General features: G+C 70.9%; 15 protein-coding genes and 1 pseudogene. 7 read left to right on the top strand and 9 right to left on the bottom strand.

All coding sequences use genetic code 11. From position 1 onward, the window contains the following. Positions 1 to 53: 53 nt before the first annotated feature. The gene (locus A5700_RS13205; protein WP_068067133.1) at positions 54 to 830 is read left to right on the top strand and encodes a DUF6065 family protein; all 777 of its coding nucleotides are present in this window, start codon (positions 54 to 56) and stop codon (positions 828 to 830) included. Here A5700_RS13205 and A5700_RS13200 read toward each other — a convergent pair. Together A5700_RS13200 and A5700_RS13195 are read right to left on the bottom strand one after the other, a co-directional pair. Beyond that, on the bottom strand, positions 799 to 2256 hold the full coding sequence (locus tag A5700_RS13200) for an FAD-dependent oxidoreductase (protein WP_068067070.1): 1458 nt from the start codon (positions 2254 to 2256) through the stop codon (positions 799 to 801). The two genes, A5700_RS13205 and A5700_RS13200, sit on opposite strands and share 32 nt — an antisense overlap. After that, positions 2253 to 2660, bottom strand: a complete 408-nt coding sequence (locus tag A5700_RS13195; protein WP_068067068.1) for a hypothetical protein — start codon at positions 2658 to 2660, stop codon at positions 2253 to 2255. Before A5700_RS13195 ends, A5700_RS13200 begins: the two co-directional genes overlap by 4 nt. A gap of 86 nt (positions 2661 to 2746) precedes the next feature. Here A5700_RS13195 and A5700_RS13190 point away from each other — a divergent pair, with 86 nt between their 5' ends. From A5700_RS13190 to ilvA, 3 genes are all read left to right on the top strand, one after another. Then, complete coding sequence (locus A5700_RS13190; RefSeq protein ID WP_068067062.1) at positions 2747 to 3304, top strand: TetR family transcriptional regulator; 558 nt, start codon at positions 2747 to 2749, stop codon at positions 3302 to 3304. A gap of 173 nt (positions 3305 to 3477) precedes the next feature. Next, the gene (locus A5700_RS13185) at positions 3478 to 3915 is read left to right on the top strand and encodes a nitroreductase family deazaflavin-dependent oxidoreductase (RefSeq protein WP_068067059.1); all 438 of its coding nucleotides are present in this window, start codon (positions 3478 to 3480) and stop codon (positions 3913 to 3915) included. 45 nt (positions 3916 to 3960) lie between these two features. Continuing rightward, positions 3961 to 5256 carry a threonine ammonia-lyase gene (gene ilvA, locus A5700_RS13180; RefSeq protein WP_068067056.1) on the top strand — a complete coding sequence of 432 codons (1296 nt, stop codon included), beginning with the start codon at positions 3961 to 3963 and terminating at the stop codon, positions 5254 to 5256. Here the strand turns inward: ilvA and A5700_RS13175 are convergent. Next, complete coding sequence (locus A5700_RS13175) at positions 5253 to 5903, bottom strand: pyridoxamine 5'-phosphate oxidase family protein (protein WP_068067053.1); 651 nt, start codon at positions 5901 to 5903, stop codon at positions 5253 to 5255. The genes ilvA and A5700_RS13175 overlap by 4 nt on opposite strands. Positions 5904 to 5943: 40 nt before the next feature. Between A5700_RS13175 and A5700_RS13170 the strand changes: the two genes are divergently transcribed. Continuing rightward, positions 5944 to 7272, top strand: coding sequence for an aminotransferase class I/II-fold pyridoxal phosphate-dependent enzyme (locus tag A5700_RS13170; protein WP_068067051.1), 1329 nt, complete (start codon positions 5944 to 5946; stop codon positions 7270 to 7272). Between the two features lie 223 nt (positions 7273 to 7495). Here A5700_RS13170 and treZ read toward each other — a convergent pair whose 3' ends face one another. The 6 genes and pseudogenes from treZ to A5700_RS13140 all read right to left on the bottom strand — a co-directional run bounded on the left by treZ (position 7496) and on the right by A5700_RS13140 (position 17731). Then, the gene (treZ, locus tag A5700_RS13165; RefSeq protein WP_068067046.1) at positions 7496 to 9226 is read right to left on the bottom strand and encodes a malto-oligosyltrehalose trehalohydrolase; all 1731 of its coding nucleotides are present in this window, start codon (positions 9224 to 9226) and stop codon (positions 7496 to 7498) included. Next, the gene (gene treY, locus A5700_RS13160; protein WP_068067042.1) at positions 9219 to 11519 is read right to left on the bottom strand and encodes a malto-oligosyltrehalose synthase; all 2301 of its coding nucleotides are present in this window, start codon (positions 11517 to 11519) and stop codon (positions 9219 to 9221) included. Before treY ends, treZ begins: the two co-directional genes overlap by 8 nt. 3 nt (positions 11520 to 11522) lie before the next feature. Continuing rightward, positions 11523 to 13712, bottom strand: a complete 2190-nt coding sequence (gene glgX, locus A5700_RS13155) for a glycogen debranching protein GlgX (RefSeq protein WP_068067039.1) — start codon at positions 13710 to 13712, stop codon at positions 11523 to 11525. An 84-nt stretch (positions 13713 to 13796) separates the two neighbouring features. Further along, positions 13797 to 15971: an acyltransferase family protein gene (locus A5700_RS13150; RefSeq protein WP_068067037.1), complete on the bottom strand. Its 2175-nt coding sequence runs from the start codon at positions 15969 to 15971 to the stop codon at positions 13797 to 13799. A 318-nt stretch (positions 15972 to 16289) separates the two neighbouring features. Continuing rightward, positions 16290 to 16946: pseudogene (gene ripD, locus A5700_RS13145) on the bottom strand (NlpC/P60 family peptidoglycan-binding protein RipD); the annotation flags it as partial. 332 nt (positions 16947 to 17278) lie between these two features. Then, on the bottom strand, positions 17279 to 17731 hold the full coding sequence (locus A5700_RS13140; protein ID WP_068067031.1) for a hypothetical protein: 453 nt from the start codon (positions 17729 to 17731) through the stop codon (positions 17279 to 17281). 63 nt (positions 17732 to 17794) lie between these two features. Here A5700_RS13140 and A5700_RS13135 point away from each other — a divergent pair, with 63 nt between their 5' ends. Both A5700_RS13135 and A5700_RS13130 read left to right on the top strand, forming a co-directional pair. Next, positions 17795 to 19111: an adenosylmethionine--8-amino-7-oxononanoate transaminase gene (locus A5700_RS13135; protein WP_068067027.1), complete on the top strand. Its 1317-nt coding sequence runs from the start codon at positions 17795 to 17797 to the stop codon at positions 19109 to 19111. 4 nt (positions 19112 to 19115) lie between these two features. After that, a complete protein-coding gene (locus A5700_RS13130) occupies positions 19116 to 20279 on the top strand; it encodes an 8-amino-7-oxononanoate synthase (RefSeq protein WP_068067024.1) in 1164 nt (387 codons plus the stop codon). Positions 20280 to 20287 lie beyond the last annotated feature (8 nt).

The following is a 20287-nucleotide window of genomic DNA, read 5'->3' as shown; positions in this document are numbered from 1 at the left end:
CACGGCGACGTGCGGCCTACCGCGGGACCGTGACCAGGCAACTCGAGGACACGATGAGTGACACATCCGAGGGACAGACCCGTCCGCTGACGGCCTACCTCACGCACGAGATCGCGCCGCCGATCACCCCGGCGCCGGTGAACAGGACCTGGATGGCCGAGATGAGGGAGGGCTGGCCGCACCGCTGTCTGCCGATGCTCATCGCCAACCAGAGCGGCTGGGAGGTGCGCAACCCGTCCGCGTTCACCGCGACCTGGATGGGCGGCAACGACCGGACGGCCGTGACGATCGCGCCCGACAGGCGCGGCCCCGGGCAGTTCCTGCCGTCCAGCCACTTCGGGTACGGGATTTTGACCTGGCACCTGCCGATGCTGTTCCGCACGCCGCCGGGCTACAACCTGCTGGTCCGCGGACCGTCGAACTATCCGAAGGACGCGGTCTACCCGCTGGAGGGCATCGTCGAGACGGATTGGGCCACGTCCAGTTTCAGCATGAACTGGAAGTTCACCCGGGAGTACATGCCGGTGCGGTTCGAGGTCGACGAGCCGATCTGCATGATCGTGCCGCAGCGACGGGCCGAGCTCGAGGAGTTCGTCCCGGAGATGATGCCCATCGAGGCGGACGAGGACGTCCACGCCAAGCACGAGGCCTTCCTGGCGTCGCGCGGCGCGCTGGGGCGCGGCGACGGCGAGCCGGCCGCGACGGACGGCCCGTGGCAGGGCAAGTACACGCGGGGCAAGCACGCCGACGGGGAGGCAGGGTCCCCCGAACACCAGACCCGGCGCCGTCTTCGCTCCTTTACCGCGCGGCAGCCCGAGGCTCGGCCGTAGCTAGCGCCGCGACGAGCCGCGGCGGGTCGGGTAACCGGCGGGTGGACCCAGCCCACGCGATGTAGCCGTCGGGGCGCACCACGACGGTCGGGCCGCGATCCGTGCGCTGCGCCTGCACCAGCCCGGGCGCCGCGACGGGCGCGGCGCCGCGCTCGCGGACGACCACCCAACTTCCAGTGCGCTGCAGGGTGGCCAGCCGCGCCCCAGCCAGCGGTATCTGCTCGGCGCGGGTGCCCACGAGCCCGCGCCGGCCATAGCGCAGGCCGGTGCCCGCGAAGCTGCCGGCCACCGCATCGCGCACTGTCGGTACACGAAGGAGCCTCGGCGCCAACAGGTCTCGCATTCCGCGCGCCGGCCGTGGGTGCAGCGTGGCCGCGCGGGCGATCAGCCCGGACTGCAACAGCACGCGTTTGCCGATCGGGTGCCGTTCGTCGTGGTAGGTGTCCAGCAGGGCGTCATCGGCCCCGCCGAGCGCCGCGTCGAGCTTCCAGGCCAGGTTGGCGGCGTCCTGGATGCCGGTGTTCATGCCCTGCCCACCCATGGGGGAGTGCACATGCGCGGCGTCACCGGCCAGGAACACCCGGCCGTGCCGATAGTTCTCGACTTGCCGTTCGTCGCAATGGAACCGGGATTTCCAGCTGATTTCGGTCACGCCGAAGTCGGCCTCCAGGGCCCGGGCCAGGGTGTGGACGATCTCCGGGTCGTCGACGGGTTCGGTGTCGGGGACCTGGTGGCGGCGATCCCACACCATCGCCCGGTACCACGTTCCGTCCGCGGTGCCGTAGGGGGCCAGAAACCCAAGCGCGCCGTGGGCGGTGCCCACCGTCAGGCCCGCGGTCGCGGGCCCGTGAGCCAGCTTGACGTCGGCCAGCACCATCGAGCTCAGCACCGTCTTGCCGGGGAAGTCGGCGCCCACCAGTGCCCGGACCGTGCTGTGGGCGCCGTCGGCGCCCACCACGTAGCGGGCCCGCCACGTCTCGCGCCGCCCGGGATCGTCGTCGTCCTTGGGCCGTGCGGTGACGGTGACGCCGCCGGCGTCCTGGGTCAGGGCGACGACCTCGACGCCGCGGCGCAGCTCAACGCCTTGGGTCAGCGCGTAGCGGCGCAACGCCGCGTCGATGTTGGTCTGCGGTGTGACCAGCACGAACGGGTACCGCGAGTCGAGGTGGGTGAGGTCCAGGTAGGCGTCGCCAAACAATCGGACGCCCGGGGCGTGATGGCCCAGGGCCAGGACCTCGTCGGCGATTCCCCGGGCGTCGAAGAGTTCCAAGGTGCGCGCCATGGTCGCGAAGGCGCGGCTGGACGGGTTTTCGGTGGGCCAGCGGTCGAGCACGGTCACCGACCGGCCCGCCCGGGCCAGGTCGCCCGCGGCGGTGAGGCCGGTCGGGCCCGCGCCGACCACCAGAACGTCGACGTCGTGCGTCATCGGAGCGCTCCTTGCGGTTCGGGGAACCAGCGACGGATGTCGCCGGGCGTGGACTCGGCCGCGCGGTTGAACACGAACCGGCAGCCGGGCTGGGTGGCGTGGGCGGCGTTGACGATGGCCTCGAACAACAGCGTGTTACCGGCGACCAGGCGAATGCCGGCCCCGATCAGCACCGCGTCGTAGCGCGTGGCCGCCAGCCAGCGCCGGGCCTTCTCGGCGCCCGCGTCGCCGACGTCGACCAGGCAGTTGTCCACCCGGTAGCCGGCGGCGTGCAGGGCCGCCACATTGTCGTCGTTGGCGGTGCGCAGCGCGTCGCGCGACAGGCCGGCGAACTGCGCGAACTCCGGCGACGCATAGTCGATGACGTCGGGATCGAGCCCGATCTGGATGACGATGACTGTCATGGCGGCCCCTCGTTTCAACAACTGTTGAACCCGACCGTAGGCCCCGACGCTAGTCATGTCAACGGTTGTTGAATACACTTTTTGCCATGGCTCCCACGACCCGTGACGGCAAGGCCACCCGCGCGACGATCCTGGACGCCGCGCGAGCGCAGTTTTCCGCGCACGGCTTCGAGCGCACGACCATCCGCTCGATCGCGGGCGAGGCCGGCGTCGACCCCGCGCTCGTCATGCACTATTTCGGCAGCAAGGCTGACCTCTTCGCGGCGGTGTCACGCCTCGAGATCGACATGCCCGACCTCACCGGAGTCCAGCCGGAGCGGCTGGCTGAGGTGTTGGTGCCGGTGTTCGTCGCGGTGTGGGACCCGCAGGGGTCGTTTCTGCCGTTGCTGCGTGCGGCCGCGACCAATCGCAGCGCCGCCGACGCGCTGCTCGAGGTGTTCGCCGAGCAGGTGGCGCCGGCGCTGGCCACCGTCACGCCCGACCGGGCCGCCGAGCGGGCCGCGCTGGTGGGCTCGCAGGTGCTGGGCATCGCGATGGCCCGGTTCGTCGTCGGTGTGCCGGCACTGGCCGCCATGGACGAGGCGGCGTTGACGGCGTGGTTACGCCCCGTGCTCGCTCACTACCTCACGGCGCCCGGGCCGTAGGCCGGGCACCCCACGCGTCACCGCGCGGGAGGCATGCGGATTTGTGCCCGCCTCACAGCGACAACGTGGGGTGCCGGTGGCGGGCGCTCCGATTGTCGCTGTGAGGCGGGCACTTCGCCACTGCCTCCGGAGAGTGCCGGCGCGCCGCGAATGCACCGCCCTACAGTGGAACCATGCCGCTTTCAGGTGAATACGCCCCGAGCCCGTGGGACTGGGCCCGCGAACAAGCCGACAAGTACACCGCGTCCGGCGGATCCGACGCCGCGGACATGAAGGGCAAGCCGATCATCGTGCTGACCACCGTCGGCGCGAAGACCGGCAAGCTGCGTAAGACCCCGCTGATGCGCGTCGAGCACGACGGTGAGTACGCGGTCGTCGCCTCGTTGGGCGGGGCGCCCAAGAACCCGGTCTGGTACCACAACATCAAGGCCAACCCCCGCGTGGAACTGCAGGACGGCGCCGTCACCCGCGACTACGACGCCCGCGAGGTCTTCGACGACGAGAAGGCCACCTGGTGGGAGCGGGCCGTCGAGGCCTGGCCCGACTACGCCGAGTACCAGAAGAAGACCGACCGGCAGATTCCGGTCTTCGTGCTCACGCCGGTGAGCTGACCGCCACACGGCTGGCCGGGCCGCTCGGCATGGCACCATTGATCGGTGTCCGCCGAACTGAGCCAGAGCCGCACCGTGTCGCCCCTGACCGGCGCCGACATCGACAGCGCGGCTCAGCGGATCGCTCCCGTCGTCTCGCCCACCCCGCTGCAGTTCAGCGACCGGCTGTCGGCGATCACAGGCGCCCAGGTGTACCTCAAGCGCGAAGACCTGCAGATCGTGCGCTCGTACAAGCTGCGCGGCGCCTACAACCTGCTGGTGCAGTTGTCCCGCGAGGAACTGGCCGCCGGCGTGGTGTGCTCCTCGGCCGGCAATCACGCGCAGGGCTTCGCCTACGCCTGCCGCACGCTCGGCGTGCACGGCCGCGTCTACGTGCCGGCGAAAACCCCGAAACAGAAGCGCGACCGCATCCGCTATCACGGCGGTGACTTCATCGACCTCATCGTCGGCGGGACCACCTACGACCTGGCGGCCGAGGCGGCGCTGGCCGACGTCGAGCGCACCGGGGCCACGTTGGTGCCGCCCTACGACGACCTGCGCACCATCGCCGGGCAGGGCACCATCGCCGTCGAGCTGCTGAACCAGCTCGACGAGCTCGCCATCGGGGAGCCCGACCTCGTGGTGGTCCCCGTGGGGGGCGGCGGCTGCATCGCCGGCATCACCACCTACCTCGCCGAGCGGACGTCGAACACGGCGGTGTTGGGCGTCGAACCGGCCGGCGCCGCGGCGATGATGGCGGCGCTGGCCGCAGGACGCCCCGTGACGCTGGACCACGTCGACCAGTTCGTCGACGGTGCCGCCGTGCGGCGGGCCGGCGCGCTGACCTACGCGGCGCTGGCCGCCGCGGGCGACATGGTCTCGATCACCGCGATCGACGAGGGCGCGGTCTGCACCGCCATGCTGGACCTTTACCAAAACGAGGGCATCATCGCCGAACCCGCGGGGGCGCTGTCGGTGGCGGGCCTGCTCGACGCCGACATCGAGCCCGGCTCGACGGCCGTCTGCCTGATTTCCGGCGGCAACAACGACGTCTCGCGCTACGGCGAGGTGCTCGAGCGCTCGCTGGTGCACCTCGGCCTCAAGCACTACTTCCTGGTGGACTTCCCGCAGGAACCCGGCGCGCTGCGCCGCTTCCTCGACGAGGTGCTCGGGCCCAACGACGACATCACGCTGTTCGAGTACGTCAAGCGCAACAACCGGGAAACCGGTGAGGCGCTGGTCGGCATCCAGCTGGGGTCCTCGGCCGAGTTGGACGGCCTGCTGGCCCGGGTCCGGGCCACCGAGGTGCACTTCGAACGCCTCGAGCCCGGGTCGCCGGCCTACCGCTACCTGCTTTTCTAGGACAGATATCGCGGCGGAGCGGTCGCGGCGGCCAGGTCCGCCGCGGGCACCGGCGCACCGGCCACGACGCGCAGCGGCACCACCCCGGCCCAGTGCGGCAGCGCGAGATCCGGTGCATCGTCGACGGGGCCGCCCGCGCGCACCTTCGCCGATACCTCCACGAGGTCCAGCGCGAGCACCCCCGTGGCGGCGAGCTCGCGCGCGTCCGGCGGCCGGCAGTCGGCGGACCGGCCCTGCGCCAGGTGGTCGAGCAGGCAGGCCAGCGCCCGCGTCTTCTCCGCCGGATCGTCGACCAGCCGGGCGTCGCCCAGCACCACGACCGAGCGGAAGTTCACCGAATGGTGCATCGCGGCGCGGGCCAGCACCAGCCCGTCGAGCAGGCTGACCGTCACGCACACCGGCAGCCCCGCGGGCGCCGCCTTGGCCGCGAGCATCGGCCCGCTGCCCGACGAACCGTGCAGGTACAGGGTCTCGCCGAGCCGGGCGTGCGTCGTCGGCAACACGACCGGCCGTCCGCCGGCGAGGTAACCGAGGTGGCAGATCAACGACTCGTCGAGGATCCCGTGCACCAGGTCGCGGTCGTAGCGTGCGCGGTCCCGGTAGCGGGTCGGGGTGGTGCGGGGGTTCGCCCGGTAAGCGGAGTCCACGGCATTGCCCTTATTTTTGTTCTAGTACATACTTAACTGCGTGCCAGTACAAAACAGCATAACGGGAGCCGGCGCGGAAGCGATAGCGGCCAGCGTCGAGGGCGCGATCTCCGCCGGCTCGCTGGCGCCGGGTGATCCCTTGCCACCGGTGCGCGAACTGGCCGCCCAACTCGGCGTCAACGCCAACACCGCCGCCGCGGCCTACCGGCTGTTGCGCCAGCGCGGGGCCGTCGAGACCGCCGGCCGGCGCGGCACCCGGGTCCGGCACCGCCCGGCGACCACGCCGCGTTCGCTGCTTGGGCTCGACGTCCCGGCCGGCGCGCGCGACCTGTCCACCGGCAATCCCGATCCGGCGCTGCTACCGATCGGCGGCGCCGCGCTCCCACACCGGGCCGCCGCCCGGCCGGTGCTCTACGGGGAGCCCGCAATGACGCCCGAGCTGACGGAGTGGGCGCGCCGGGTGCTGGCCGCGGACGGCGTTCCCGCGGCGCACCTGGCCGTGACGAGCGGTGCGCTCGACGGCATCGAACGCGCGCTCACCGCGCATCTGCGGCCCGGCGACCGGGTCGCCGTCGAGGACCCGGGCTGGGCCAACATGCTGGATCTGCTTGCCGCGCTGGGTCTTTCGGCTGAGCCCGTGCGCGTCGACGACGACGGCCCGCTGGTCGCGGACCTGGCCGCCGCGCTGGACCGCGGCGTGCGCGCGGTGATCGTCACCCCGCGGGCGCAGAATCCCACCGGGGCGGCGGTCTCGGCGCCGCGGGCCGACGCGCTGCGCGGCCTGCTGGGCCGCCGGGCCGACGAGGTGCTGGTGCTCGAGGACGACCACTGCGCGGGCATCTCCGGCGCGCGGCTGCACCCACTGGCCGGCTGCACCCGCCGGTGGGCTTTCGTGCGGTCGGCGTCGAAAGCGTACGGGCCCGACCTGCGGGTCGCGGTCCTGGCCGGGGATCAGCGCACGGTCGAGCGCGTGCACGGGCGGCTGCGCCTCGGACCCGGCTGGGTGAGTCACCTGCTGCAGCACCTCGCCGTCAGCCTGTGGGCCGACGGGACCGCCGCACGCCAGATCGCCACGGCGGAACGACGTTACGGCGACGCCCGCCAGGGGCTGTGCGCCGCGCTGGCCGCGCAGGGGATCGTCGCGCATGGGCGGTCCGGGCTGAACGTGTGGGTGCCGGTGGCCGACGAGACGGTCGCCATCACCCGCCTGCTGTCCGCCGGCTGGGCCGCGGCCCCCGGCGCGCGGTTCCGCATCACCGCCCCGCCCGGCATCCGCATCACCGTGGCCGACCTCGCGCCGCAAGAGGTCGAGCCGCTGGCGCGGGCGGTCGCCGCGGCCGTGCAGGGCACCGGCCGCCCCAGCGTGTGACCGGCGTCAGTCCTGCTGGTCGCCGATGCCGGGACCGGTCCACAACAGCTCCACGCTGCGCAGCGACGGCGCATCGTTGCGCACCGTGTGCCGGGCCGACCCTGGATCGCTCCTCGTCACGCGGCGATCCGGACTGCGAAAACCGATCCGCCGCAGCCTGCGGCCGAACTCTGAATGACTCATGGGCGCATCATCGGCGGTGCGCCGCGCGCCCGCCAATCAGTTATCCACAGCGCAGAATCGCGACCGAACGGCCCGGCACGACCGTGGCGTCGCCGCCGACCTCCGGTTCGTCCCACGCGAGCACCACCTCGCCGGTGACCGGCACCCGCGCGGGCTGCTCACCCAGGTTGCACACGATGCGCAACGTGCCGCGCACGACGGCGATCCAACGCTCGGCCTCGTCGTAGTCGACCGCGAGATGGTCGAGCCACGGGTCCGCCAGGTCGGGGTCGTTGTGGCGCAACGCGATCAGCTCGCGGTAGAAGCGGTGCACCCGGCCGTGCTCACCCGAGTCCACCTCGTCCCAGTTGAGTTTGGAGTTGGCGAACGTCTGCGGGTCCTGCGGGTCGGGGATCTCGTCGGCGTCCCACCCGTGTTCGGCGAATTCCGCCTTGCGACCCTCGGCGGTGGCCTTCGCCAACTCCGGCTCCGGGTGCGAGCTGAAGAACTGGAACGGTGTGGAGGCCCCGTACTCCTCACCCATGAAAAGCATTGCGGTGAAAGGGGTCGCGAGCGCCAACGCGGCCTTGATTGCCTGCTGGCCTCCCGTCAGGTTCTGTGACGGCCGATCGCCGAGCGCGCGGTTGCCCACCTGGTCGTGGGTGCAGGTGTAGGCGACCAGGCGGGTGGCCGGAATCCCGGAGCCTTCCGAAGTGTCGATCGGACGGCCGTGCCGCCGGTGCCGGAACGACGAGTAGGTACCCGCGTGAAAGAAGCCGTGGCGCAACGTTTTCGCCAGCGTGGCCAGCGACCCGAAGTCGCCGTAATAGCCCTGGCGTTCCCCCGACACCGCGGTGTGGATGGCGTGGTGGATGTCGTCGGCCCATTGCGCGGTCAGGCCGTAGCCGCCGCGCTCGCGGGCGGTGATCAGCCGCGGATCGTTGAGGTCGCTTTCGGCGATCAACGACAGCGGGCGGCCCACTTCCCGTGCCAGGTGCTCGGTTTCGGCGGCCAACTCCTCCAGGATGTGGATGGCGGTGGTGTCCACCAAGGCGTGCACGGCGTCCAGCCGCAGGCCGTCGGCGTGGAAGACCCGCATCCAACGCAACGCGCACCCGATGATGTAGCGGCGCACCTCGTCGGAATAGGCGTCGGCGATGTTGATGCCCTCGCCCCACGGGTTGCTGGCCGACGACAGGTAGGGCCCGAACTTGGGCAGGTAGTTGCCCGACGGGCCGAGGTGGTTGAACACCGCATCGATCAGCACACCCAGGCCCGCCGCGTGGCAGGCGTCGACGAATCGGACCAGGCCGTCCGGGCCGCCGTAGGGTTCGTGCACGCTGTACCACAGAACCCCGTCGTAACCCCAGCCGTGGGTGCCGGCGAAGGAGTTCACCGGCATCAGCTCGACGAAGTCGACACCCAAATCCACCAGGTAGTCCAGCTTTTCGATGGCGGCGTCGAAGGTACCGGCGTCGGTGAAGGTGCCCAGGTGCAGCTCGTAGATCACCGCGTTCTCAAGCGACCGGCCGGCCCAGTCGCCGTCGGTCCAGGCGTGGCTGGGCTGCCACAGTTGCGAACGCTCGTGCACGCCATCGGGTTGCCGGGCCGATCGAGGGTCGGGCAGCACGGTGGTGTCGTCGTCCAGCAGGAAGCCGTAGCGTGCATCCTGCGCGGCGTCCACCGCGGCGTGCCACCAGCCGTCCTCCGAGCGGGTCATCGGATGGACCTGCCCCTCGACGTCGAGGCGGACCCGCTCCGGTTTGGGTGCCCACACGCGAAAGTCAGTCATGGCTGCGCTCCAGTAAGACGACGGGCAGCTCTCCGAAGAGCTGGGCGGCCGCGGTCGGTCCGCTCACCATGGAACCGGTCAGCGCGTCGGTCCAACGCCCCTCGGGAACGGGCACGACGGTGTTGCCCCAACCGGTTTCGGCCAGCCGCACGGTCCAGCGGGTCACCGCGACCAGGACGTCGTCGCCGCGGCGGAACGCCACCACGTGGTCGGCGGCGTCGCCGTCGGCCAGGACCGGGGTGTAGGCGCCGCGCAGGAAGGTGTCCGGCCGCGCCTTGCGCACCCGCAGGGCGGTGGTGACGACCCGGATCTTGGGGTGCTCCAACGCTTGCAACGCGGCGCGGCGGGTCGCGTAGTCGACCTCCCGGCGGTTGTCGGGATCCACCAGACTGTCGTCCCACAGCTCGGTGCCCTGGTAGACGTCGGGAATGCCGGGCACCGTCAGCGCCAACAGTTTCTGCCCGAGCGCATCGCTGGCGGCGTGCGGATTAAGTTGCGCGACAAGCTCGGTGAGCTGTCCGGCCACCGGCCCGTCGAGCACGTTGTCCAGCCATTGGTGCGTCGCGCCCTCGAACGCGGCGTCCGGGTCGTTCCATGTGGTGTGCGCGGCGGCCTCCCGGATGGCCTTCTCGGTGTAGGCGTGCAGCCGCTCGCGCAGCTCGTCGGTGACCTCACCGGACACCGGCCACACCCCGAAGATGTTCTGCAGCAGGAATTGTCCCGTCGACGGGTCCGGGGAAGGGGCGGCGGCCTCCCACCGCGCGACGAACTCGGTCCACAACGACGGCACCTGGGACAGCACGCCGATGCGGGCGCGCACGTCTTCGCCGCGCTTGGTGTCGTGGGTGGTCAGCGTCGTCATCGCCTGCGGCCAGTTGTGGGCGCGGGTGGCGGCGCTGTGGTGAAACTCGGCCGCGCCGACGCCGAAGCGGTGCGGCTCACCACCGACCTCGTTGAGGGAGACCAGCCGCGCGTCGCGGTAGAACATGCAGTCCTCGACCGCCTTAGCGGTGACGGCGCCGCACAGTTGCTGCAGCCGCGTGGCGGGCTCACCGCCGTGCGCCAGCGCGGCCGCCAGCACCTCCAGCGCGGGGCCCAGTTCCGGTTGCGCCGCTTGGGTATTCGCCAACGCCGTGGGCAGGATGGCCGCCAGGGACGGGTAATCGGACCGATAGACCCCGATGTCGGTGAGCAGCGCCGCCACGGCCTCGGGCAGCAGCGGGTCATCGGTGCCCGCCGCGGCGACGACGGCCCGGCGCAGCCTGGCCAGCTCGCTGGCGAGCGTCACCTTGGCCGCCCGGATCTTTAACTCGGCCAACCGCGCGGGCATCGTGTCGTACGCCGGGCCCGCCGTCTCGACCAGCTCGGTCAACGCCGGCGCCCCGGACGGGTCCACGAATAGGCCGCCCACTTCCCGCAGCACGTCGTAGCCGGTGGTGCCGCCCACGGGCAGGGTCGGTTCCAGCGCCTCGTCGACGGCCAGGATCTTCTCGATGACGATCCAGGCCTGCGGGCCGACCAGCTCGCGCAGCCACGCCAGGTAGCCGCAGGGGTCGGACAACCCGTCGGGGTGGTCGATGCGCAGCCCGTCGACCAGGCCCTCGGCGAACCACCGGGCCACCTCGGCGTGACTGGCGTCGAACACCGCCTTGTCCTCCTGGCGCAGCCCGGCCAGCGAGGTGATGGAGAAGAACCGGCGATACCCGCAGACGCCGTTGCGCCAGCCGACCAGCCGATAGTGCTGGCGATCGTGCACCTGCGGCCCGGTGCCCGCACCGGTGCCGTCGGCGATGGGGAACGCCAGGTCGCCCAACCGCAGCAGGTCGCCGTCGACGGTCAGGTCGGCGACGTCGTCGTCGGAACCCAAGACGGGCAACACGATTCGGCCCTCGTCGTCGAGGTCCCAATCGATGTCGAAGAACGTCGCGTACTGCGACGAGCGGCCGTTGCGCAGGACGTCCCACCACCACGGGTTCTGTTGGGGCTGGTCGACGCCGACGTGGTTGGGCACGATGTCGACGACCAGGCCCATGCCGCGGGCCTGCGCCGCCGCCGACAGTCGCGCCAGGCCGTCGGCGCCGCCGATCTCGTCGGACACGCTGGTGGGGTCCGCCACGTCGTAGCCGTGGGTGGACCCGCGGACCGGCGTGATGATCGGCGACAGGTAGAGGTGGCTCACCCCGAGTTCATCGAGGTAGTCCAGCAACTTCTCGGCGTCGGAGAAGGTGAAGCCGAACCCGCTGGACGCCCCGCGCAGCTGCAACCGGTAGGTCGAAACTATCTGAGATGCCATGCGTCACAGGGTCTTACGCAAAACGAGCACCGAGCGCGCCGGTACGGTCATGGTCTCGTCGGCCGCCACCACGCGGTTGGCGCCGCCGGCGGGCTCGTTGGTGTCCAACTCCACGGTCCACTCCTGGGCATAGTCGTCGTGCGGGATGGCGAATTCCATATCCTTGGCGTGGGCGTTGAAACACAACAGGAACGAGTCGTCGACGACCCGCTCACCCCGCGCGTTCGGCGCGGTGATGGCCTCGCCATTGAGGAACACCGCGACGCACATGTGAAAACTCTTGTTCCAGTCGTCGGGCGTCATCTCCTGGCCGTCGGGTGTCAGCCAGGCGATGTCACGCACCTCGTCGCCGGTGCGGATCGGTTTGCCGTCGAAAAACCTGCGGCGGCGAAACACCGGATGCCTCTTGCGCAGCGCGGTCACCTTGCGCGCGAAGGCGAGCAGCTCGGCGTTCTTGTCCACCAAAGACCAGTCCATCCAAGACAATTCGGAGTCTTGGCAGTAGACGTTGTTGTTGCCCTGCTGGGTGCGCCCGAACTCGTCGCCGTGGGCGATCATCGGCGTGCCCTGGCTGAGCATCAGGGTGGCCCAGAAGTTGCGGATCTGGCGGCCCCGCAGGTCCAGCACCTCCGGATCGTCGGTGGGCCCCTCGACGCCGCAGTTCCAGGAGCGGTTGTGGCTCTCCCCGTCGCGGTTGTCCTCGCCGTTGGCCATGTTGTGCTTCTCGTTGTAGGACACGAGATCGTTGAGGGTGAACCCGTCGTGCGCCGTGACGAAGTTGATGCTGGCGCTGGGCCGCCGGCTGGTCGCCTCGTAGAGGTCCGACGACCCGGTCAGCCGGGAAGCGAACTCGCCAAGAGTTGCGGGCTCGCCCCGCCAGTAGTCGCGCACAGTATCGCGATACTTCCCGTTCCACTCGGTCCACAAACCCGGGAAATTGCCGACCTGATATCCGCCTTCGCCGACGTCCCACGGCTCGGCGATCAATTTGACCTGACTGACGATCGGATCCTGTTGCACCAGATCGAAAAAGGCGCTCAACCGGTCGACGTCGTGCAGCTCGCGCGCCAGCGTGGCGGCCAGGTCGAAACGAAATCCGTCGACGTGCATCTCGGTCACCCAGTAGCGCAGCGAGTCCATGATGAGCTGCAGGACGTGCGGGTGTCGCGGGTTCAAGCTGTTGCCGGTGCCCGTGTAATCCCGGTAGCGGCGCAGGTCGCTGTCCACCAGCCGGTAGTACGCGGCGTTGTCGATGCCCCGGAAATTGATGGTGGGGCCCAGGTGGTTGCCCTCGGCGGTGTGGTTGTAGACGACGTCGAGGATGACCTCGATGCCGGCCTCGTGCAGGCTGCGCACCATGGACTTGAACTCGGCAACGCTGGAATTGCGGTTGGCGGCGTACTGGTTGTGCGGGGCGAAGAAGCCAAAGGTGTTGTAGCCCCAGTAGTTTCGCAAACCAAGGTCCAGCAGCCGCGAGTCGTGCATGAATTGGTGCACCGGCATCAGTTCCAACGCCGTCACGTTGAGCGACTTGAGGTGCTCGATGACGGCGGGATGGGCCAGCCCGGCGTAGGTGCCCCGCAGCTCCTCGGGCACGGCGGGATGCGTCTGGGTCATGCCCTTGACGTGGGCCTCGTAAATGACCGTCTCGTGGTAGGGGGTCAGCGGCGCCCGGTCGGACCCCCAGTCGAAGAACGGGTTGCTCACGACGCTGGTCATGGTGTGGCCCAGCGAGTCGACCATCGGCGGTGTGCCGGGGTCGGCGTCGTCACCGCCGGCCCGCACCGCGCCCATGTCGTAGGAGAACAACGCCTGGCCGAACTGGAATTCGCCGTGAAACGCCTTGCCGTACGGGTCGAGCAGTAGCTTGCTCGGGTCGCAGCGGTGGCCGGCCGCGGGGTCGAACGGGCCGTACACGCGGAAGCCGTACCGCTGGCCGGGCGTGATGTTGGGCAGATACGCGTGCCAGACGTAACCGTCCACCTCGTCCAGGGGGATTCGCGCCTCGTCGCCCTGGTCGTCGATCAGGCACAGCTCGACCCTCTCGGCGATCTCGGAGAACAACGAGAAGTTCGTGCCGGCGCCGTCGTAGGAGGCCCCGAGTGGATAGGGGTTTCCCGGCCACACGGTGGCGAGTCTTGGCCTGTCACCGGCAACGCCTGTTTCTGAAGCGTGATTGTTGGTCGGCACCATATGACCTTATCCGCGCTTTCCGGCGGCCACGAACGCTCACGCCGCGCGTCCCTGTCGATCCGGCCACACCGCCGCCGCGGCTGGTCACCACCACCCGGTGGCCGCGGCGAGCTGCCGGCCGAGTTCGCCGGTCATGGTGCGCACGTAGGTGGGGGACAGGTGGTGGGCGCCGTGATAGATGAGGATGTTGCCCTCCACGGCGCGGCATTCGTCGGCGCGGCAGATGGCGTCGGACATGTCCAGCGGCTTGAGCAACGGGAACTGCGGGACGAAATCGACGGTGGGGTTGCGGTCGGCCAACACCTCGGAGCGCTTCACCCCGCACGACTGGGAATTGCCGCGCTTGGCCAGGCAGTCGGCCGGGTCCAGCGGCTTGCCGTTGCGCACCAGCCATGGCGTGTCCCGCATCGCCAGGACGGGAATGTTGTTGTCGGAGAACGTCTGCCAGATCCCGATGTAGGTCGCCGGCATCACGTCGCCGGGCTTGATGTTCCACGGCCGGGTGGAGGTGGTGAACACGAAATCGGGGTGGTCGTTGACCAACTTGGCCATCGTTCGCTGCACCCACTCGCGGCACTGCGGGTAGGCGGCGTTATTGCCCATGATCAACGGGACTTCCTCGGTGGACAGCGGGCAGCCCATCTTCAGATACGTGACGACCTTGAACTGGTGCAGCTTGCCCAGCAGGTCCAGGGCGGGCAGCCAGTGTTCGGCGTGCGAGCCGCCCGCCAGCGCGATGGTCCGGTCGGCCGTCACGTCGCCGTACGTGCAGTTGACCACGGCCGGGTTGACGAAGTCGCTGATGCAGCCGTCCCGCGTGGACGCGGGCAGGTCCTGCTTGATCTCCAGGACGCTGGGACGCATCGGCAGCGACGGCACCCGCACGTGCTCGGTGAGCGCCCGGGCCCCGGGATAGTCCTGCGGGTTGAGGACGCTGAGCTCCTTGCCGGCCGCCCGCAGGACGGTGACGTGCTGGCGCCAGGTGAACGAGGTGGCGGTCAGGGTGACGCCGAGCAGGGCGATCGCGGTGCCCAGCGCCAGCGTCGGTCGCGGCAGGCGCACCAGCCAGGGAACGGGCACCGCGGGTACCGGGGCGGACGACTTCGCCGACGCGCGGTAGCGCAACGGGTCCTCGACGAGCCTGGTGGTCAGGTAGGCCAGCACGCCCGAGATGAGCAGCACCGCCGCGCCCTCGACGAGGTTCGCATGCCGGTGACCGGTGAAGGACAACCAGAAGATCAGCAGCGGCCAGTGCCATAGGTACAGCGAGTACGCCATCGCGCCCAACGCCACCAGCGGCCGCGTCGCGAGCAACCGGTTGGGCAGCGGCATCCGCTCGGCGGCGTCGGGCCCGGTGCCCAGGTTGGCGCCCGCCAAGATCATCAGGACCGTGGCGCCGACGGGGACCAGGGCCCAGGGACCGGGGAACTGCTGCACGCCGTCGATCAGGGCGCCGCACCCCAGGATCGCGGCCAGCGCCAGCGTCGCCAACGTCGCGCGCAGCCAGGCCGGCCAGCGGATGTGGGGGACCAGCGCCCCGGCCAGGGCACCCAGCAGGAGTTCCCAGCCGCGGGCGAAGGTGTTGTAGTACGCCGCCGCCTGGTCGTGCTGGTGGGCCAGGATCGCGTACGCGAAGGAGGCCAGCGTCAGCGCGGACAGCAGCCCCAGGAACAGGCCGCGCAGGTGGGCGCCCAGCGGCCGGCGGAATAGATAGGCGCACGCGGCGATCAGCAGCAGGAAGCTGACATAGAACTGGCCCTGTACCGACATCGACCAGATGTGCTGCAGCGGGCTGACGGCCTCCCCGGCCCGCAGGTAGTCCGAGGCGCTGTTGGCCAGTTCCCAGTTCTGGTAGTAGCCGAGGCTGGCCAGGCTCTGGTCGGCGAACGTCTCCCACCGGGTCTCCGGTTGGACCAGGATGGTCAGCACGGCGCACCCGGCCAGCACGACGACCAGCGCGGGGACCAGGCGGCGGACCAGGCGGACCACCTCGGCCGGCGGCGACAGGGTGACGGCCGGGTTCAACGCGGCGCGCAGGATCTTGCCGCCGAAGAAGAAACCGGACAGCGCGAGGAAGACGTCGACGCCGCCGGACACCCGCCCGAACCAGACATGGAAGACGGCGACGAGGGCGATCGCGATGCCGCGCAGCCCGTCGAGGTCATAGCGGTAGAACCCCCGCGGCGCCGCGGTGTCCGCCGCGGGCGCGCCCGTTTCCGCGGCGGACAGCGGCGTGGGAGGCGGGGACAGGGTCAGCATGATCGACCGCTAATTTACCGAAACCCGCCGTTCGGCTCCTGGCAGCGCGCGGCGGCGGAGTGCTTCTCTGTGGGGCACTGAGTACCGCCGGCGCCGACAGGGGTCAAGCGACGGGTGATCGGTTGCCGACGTGGGGGGTCAGCGGGCGGTGTTGATCCCGGATTGCAGCGGGGACTGTTGAGCCGGCAGCGGTAGCAGCGGGGCCTGCTGGGCGGGCAGCTGCTGGACCGGGGCCTGCTGCAGCGGGGCCTGCTGCGTCGGGACCTGCTGGACCGGTGCCTGCTGCAACGGGGACTGCTGCGTCGGGACCTGCTGGACCGGTGCCTGCTGCAGCGGGGACTGCTGCGTCGGGACCTGCTGGACCGGCGCCTGCTGCAGCGGGGCCTGCTGGGCGGGCACCTGCTGGCCGGGCGTCTGCTGCGTCGGAACCTGCTGGGCGGGCGTCTGCTGCGCGGGCGCCTGCGGCACCGCCGCCGACTGCGCGCCCAACACCCGCACCAGATACGGCGTCATGCCGGCGGCACGCACCGGGGACACCTGGACGACGTCGCCGACCTCGAGCATCTGATTGTTGCCGAGGTACATCGAGACGCTCTGAGTGCCGTCGGGGCCGTAGAAGATCAGGTCACCCTTGTGCGCCTGCTGCGGGAGGATCTTCTGACCGGCCCGGTAGATCGCGCCCGACGACCGCGGCAGCTTGATGCCGGCGCCCGCGTAGGCGTACTGCATCAGGCCCGAGGCGTCAAAGCCGACCGTGTTGATCCCGGTGCCGGTGCCGCGGCTGGGGCCGTTCACCCCGCCGCCGGCCCACGAGAACGGCACGCCGCGCTGCGAAAGGCCGCGCGCGATCACCACGTCGGTGGCCTGCTGGTAGTCCATGGATCGGGCACCCGGGTCGGCGGCCGCGATGACCGGGGCGGCCACCGGGCCCGCCAGGATGGCCAAGCCGATCGCGAAGGCGGAGATGCGTTTCATGTTCGTTCAGGCCTCTCGGGGCTCGTTGGGCTTCGGCGCGGTGACTTCGCGCCTCCGCCCCCGGTTCACGACCGGCGCCGGCCCCTGCGCCGGGCCCGATCACCGTCGTGACGCTTGCGGACGTGAATGACGCGGGGTGGCCGCTTCATTCCCATCAGTTACAATTGCCACTTTGACAACAGACCGAGTTAGCCGCCAGGGACCAAGGGCATTTTTTGTCGGAACGTGACCGGACGGTGACGGGCGCGGTCAATCACCGCCTCAGCGTTGTGATTTCGGTCTCAGCGGGACGCGGTCATAACCGCTCGACGGGCGGTCGGCGACGAAACGGGTCAGGCCCAGTAACGTTCGCTGAATATCGTCAGGACGGCCCCGGCGACCGAGCTCACCATGACGATCGCGAGGGCCAGCACCGGCCAGAACGACATGTACCAACCCTTCAGAATGGACACCAGCGGGCCCACCACCACGGCCGCGATGGCCGCGCCGATGCCGCCCCACACCACCGGGTGGATGTAGTAGTCGATCCCGAACGGCACGGGCCCGCAGGTGTCCCCCTCGCAGACGTTGGCGAGGAAGCCGAACAGCCGCGACGGCCAGGTCGTCGCCGTGGCCAGCACCACCAGCAGGGCGGACAGCACCACCGTGCACACGACGTCCCAGGGCACCAGCCGCACCCGCAGTACCCGCGGCGCTTCGTCGTCGTAGTCCGCCACCGGGGCGTCGTTGACGGCGTTCGACGGCGGCCTCGCGCCGGGGTCGTCGGGCTGCTGCGGCGTGGCCATGGGATTCCATGCTTCCCGATGGGCGGCGTTCGCGCGACTCCGGCTGTCCTACGCTCGATCACTATGCCGGCGGCGAGGGCCGGGCTGACGCCCGAGCAGATCAGCGCGATCGACGCCGCGCACCTGTGGCACCCCTACAGCACGATCGGCGCCGAGGCCGTCGCGCCCGTCGTCGCCGTCGCCGCCCACGGCCCCTGGCTGACGCTGATCCGCGACGGGCGGCCGGTCGAGGCGCTGGACGCGATGAGCTCCTGGTGGACCGCGATCCACGGCCACGGCCACCCGGTGCTGGACGCAGCGATGACGGCCCAGCTCGCCGCGATGAACCACGTCATGTTCGGCGGCTTGACCCACGAACCGGCGGCCCGGCTGGCGCAGCTGTTGGTGCAGATCACGCCGGCCGGGTTGGAGACGGTGTTCTTCAGCGACTCCGGGTCGGTGTCGGTCGAGGTCGCGGTGAAGATGGCGCTGCAGTACTGGCGCAGCCGCGGCCGGTCGGGCAAGCACCGGCTGATGACGTGGCGCGGCGGCTACCACGGCGACACCTTCACGCCGATGAGCGTGTGCGACCCCGACGGCGGCATGCACTCGCTGTGGACCGACATCCTGGCCCGCCAGCTGTTCGCCCCGCAGGTGCCGCGACACCACGACCCCGCCTACAGCGCGGCGTTCGAGGCGCAGCTGGCCGAGCACGCCGACGAGCTGGCCGCCGTCATCGTCGAGCCGGTGGTCCAGGGCGCCGGCGGCATGCGCTTTCACGATCCCCAGTACCTGCGCGACCTGCGCGACGTCTGCCGGCGCCATGACGTCCTGCTGGTGTTCGACGAGATCGCCACCGGCTTCGGCCGCACCGGCGAGCTGTTCGCCGCCGACCACGCGGCGGTGAGCCCCGACATCATGTGCGTGGGCAAGGCGCTCACCGGCGGCTACCTGAGCATGGCCGCCACGCTGTGCACCGCCGAGATCGCCCACACCATCAGCACCGGCGAGGCCGGGGCGCTCATGCACGGGCCCACGTTCATGGCCAACCCGCTGGCCTGCGCCGTCTCGGTGGCCAGTGTCGAGCTGCTGCTCGCCCAGGACTGGCGGGCCCGCGTCGCCGACATCGCGGCCGGCCTGACCGCCGGGCTGGCACCGGCCCGGGCGTTGCCCGGGGTCGCCGACGTGCGGGTCTGTGGCGCCATCGGCGTCGTCGAATGCGACCGGCCCGTCGACCTGGCCGTCGCCACCCCGGCGGCGTTGGACCGCGGCGTCTGGCTGCGCCCGTTCCGCAACCTCGTCTACGCCATGCCGCCCTACGTCTGCGAGCCCGCCGAGATCGACCAGATCACCTCGGCGATGGTCGACGTCGCCCGCCTGGTCGGCTCTCGTAGGCTCTAGGTCCATGAACGCCCGGCGGCACGCACCCAGCGACGCCTCGCCGCTGGCGTGGCTGGAGGCGGTGGAGCTGCAGCGCCGCGAGGCCGGGCTGCGCCGCTCGCTGCGGCCGCGGCCGCCCGTGGGCACCGAGCTGGACCTGGCCTCCAACGACTACCTGGGCCTGTCGCAACATCCCGATGTGATCGAGGGCGGGGTCGCGGCTCTGCGCATGTGGGGTGCGGGCGCCACCGGGTCCCGGCTGGTCACCGGCGACACCGAGCTGCACCAGCAATTCGAGGCCGAGCTCGCCGGCTTCGCCGGCGCGGAGGCCGGCCTGCTGTTCTCGTCGGGGTACGCGGCCAACCTGGGCGCCGTGGTCGGCCTGTCGGGCCGCGACGCGTTGCTGGTGTCGGACGCCTACGCGCACGCGTCGCTGGTGGACGCCTGCCGGCTGTCCCGCGCGCGGGTGGTGGTGACCCCGCACCGCGACGTCGACGCCGTCGAGGCCGCCCTGCGGTCGCGCACCGAAGAGCGCGCCGTCGTCATCACCGAATCGGTGTTCAGCACCGACGGCGCCCTGGCCCCGCTGCTCGCCTTGCACGAGGTGTGCCGCCGGCACCGCGCGCTGCTGCTCGTCGACGAGGCCCACGGCCTGGGCGTGCGCGGCGGCGGCCGCGGCCTGCTGCACGAGGTCGGGCTGGCCGGTGCGCCCGACATCGTCATGACCACCACCCTGTCCAAGGCGCTGGGCAGCCAGGGCGGGGCCGTGCTGGGACCCGCGCCCGTGCGGGCCCACCTGATCGACGCGGCGCGGACGTTCATCTTCGACACCGGCCTGGCGCCGGCGTCCGTCGGCGCCGCGGGGGCCGCGCTGGCCGTGCTGCGGTCCGAGCCCTGGCGGGCCGAGGCGGTGCTGAGCCACGCGCGCACGCTGGCCGAGATCTGCGGTGTCCCCGCGTCGGAGGCCCCACAGTCCGCGGTGGTGTCGGTGGTCCTCGGCGACCCGGACCTGGCGGTGGCCGCGGCCGCCGCCTGCCTGCGGGCCGGGGTGAAGGTGGGGTGTTTCCGCCCGCCGTCGGTGCCCGCGGGGACGTCGCGGTTGCGGTTGACCGCGCGCGCCTCGCTGGACGCCGACGACCTCGACCTCGCGCGCCGGGTGCTGACCGGCGTGCTCGGCGGCCTCGGTTAGGCCGCGCC

The organism is Mycobacterium sp. E1214 (assembly GCF_001666755.1).
Lineage (GTDB): Bacteria > Actinomycetota > Actinomycetes > Mycobacteriales > Mycobacteriaceae > Mycobacterium.
The sequence above is the reverse complement of the archived record's forward strand: the minus strand, read 5'-3'. Positions and strand labels throughout refer to the sequence as shown.